This is a genomic window from Flectobacillus sp. BAB-3569, from assembly GCF_002270355.1.
Lineage (GTDB): Bacteria > Bacteroidota > Bacteroidia > Cytophagales > Spirosomataceae > Flectobacillus > Flectobacillus roseus.
This window is the reverse complement of record NZ_NJFZ01000136.1, coordinates 1-1032: the sequence shown is the minus strand read 5'-3', so window position 1 is coordinate 1032 and position 1032 is coordinate 1. Positions and strand designations below refer to the sequence as shown.

Genomic DNA, 1032 nt, shown 5'->3' with positions numbered 1-1032 from the left:
CACATTGGTTACTTACTTTGGTCACTGTAAAGCTTTTCGTTCCTGTTACAGTTACAGGAATCGCTCCAGGTGATATAGCTGAGTATTGAACTGTTCCTTTCGTGCCATCATTCAATTCGTAGCTAACCGTTTGCAAATAAGCATCGTTGATAGAAGCTACTTGTGGCTTGATGTACAGGTGCATAATAGCTCTTTTTATCCTGCAATAACTCTTCTGCCGTGGCAGTAGAGCCATCTATGAGCGTAATCTTATGACTGGCAGGGACACGTACACAAAAGTTTATGCCTTGTTTTTGTAGCCATGCCCACCATTTATTACCAACAAACTCTCTGTCCATAACCAGTAGTGCAATCCTATCCGTACCTATGATAGCAATGATAGACTTCAATAACGCTATTCTATCATTTGTATGACTATTCCCACTATTATTGTCCAACATCTCAAAGTATATAGGTATAGCCATTTTGCCGATGCTCACGACTGCACACAAAATATTGATTTGAGTGCCTCCAAAATCCCATTCTGTACGGTCTATGCTGACTACTACTCGTTGGTGTGGCACAAAACCCATGAAGAATACTCCCAACTGTAAATAATCAAAGGATACCTTTTGAAAAAAATCTTGTATCCTTCGCTCTATAGAGGCGACTTTGGCTTTGCCTTTTATCTTGGCTGCTATCTGTGAAAAATGTACCGAACGACTCTCTATGAGACCTTCTACTATATCACAAATAAACTCCTGTCGCTTTTTATGCTTGACAATGCCTAAGCTTCTAAGTATTTCATATATATTTGTAGATGGACTCTGTGCCACAGAAAAAGCTGTTTTTTTGTTTGTGTCGTAACTACAAAAATCAGTCTTTTCGCTTTTTTATCCAATCACAAGAAAACACTCGGGTCGAGTAAAATTTAAGTTGGCAATAAAACCTTTTTAATCGATGAAAAAATCCCTTTTATTATTTTGCTACTCTGCGCTGTTTTTACCAAATATAGTTTGGGCGCAATCCTCAGAAATCAAACCTCGTATGCGT

The 1032-nt window shown here is 38.5% G+C and carries 1 protein-coding gene; it reads right to left on the bottom strand.

Annotation, left to right across the window (positions count from 1 at the left end; all coding sequences use genetic code 11):
* Nucleotides 1–122 precede the first annotated feature (122 nt).
* The gene (locus BWI92_RS26710) at nt 123–815 is read right to left on the bottom strand and encodes a transposase (RefSeq protein WP_095168656.1); all 693 of its coding nucleotides are present in this window, start codon (nt 813–815) and stop codon (nt 123–125) included.
* Nucleotides 816–1032 lie beyond the last annotated feature (217 nt).